The 468-nt window shown below is 42.7% G+C and carries 1 protein-coding gene; it reads right to left on the minus strand.

What is annotated here, in order from left to right:
- Positions 1-468: arginine deiminase family protein (locus tag AC13HU_RS38115; protein ID WP_483046572.1), on the minus strand; the 468-nt coding region annotated here is incomplete at both ends.

The raw sequence follows: 468 nt of genomic DNA on the forward strand, positions 1-468 counted from the left end.
AGCTCGTCTCCACCTTCGATACGCGTATCTTCTTCACGGTTGTAGACCAAATCCACTTTTCCGCCATAGATTGGGTGGTATTTGAAGATATACTTACCGTAGAGTGTTTCACGGTTACGAGTGTCTGCAAACATGTGTTTAAGCGATACGGCGTTTCCAATTGTTGCTATTGGGACGCGAGTGAAATAGTGGTTTGGCATCGGGTCATTTGCAAATGGATAATCTGATTCAACTAAGTCAGTTAGATCTTTAGCTTCGTCAGGAATTTCTGGCAATTCAACTTTTTGAATCCCAGCCATTGTTTTTTCAACCAATTCTTGGTTGTCCTTGATGTCGTGAAGCAATTCACGAATAGCAACCTTGGTTTGACGATCACGGATGTTGGCTTCGTCTAAGTATTCCTCGATAAATTGATCGCGGATTTCTGGAGAGGTCAATGATTCAGCAGCGAGTTGTTCTAGGTAGAGA

The sequence above is a fragment of the Streptomyces sp. NH27 genome, assembly GCF_056859195.1.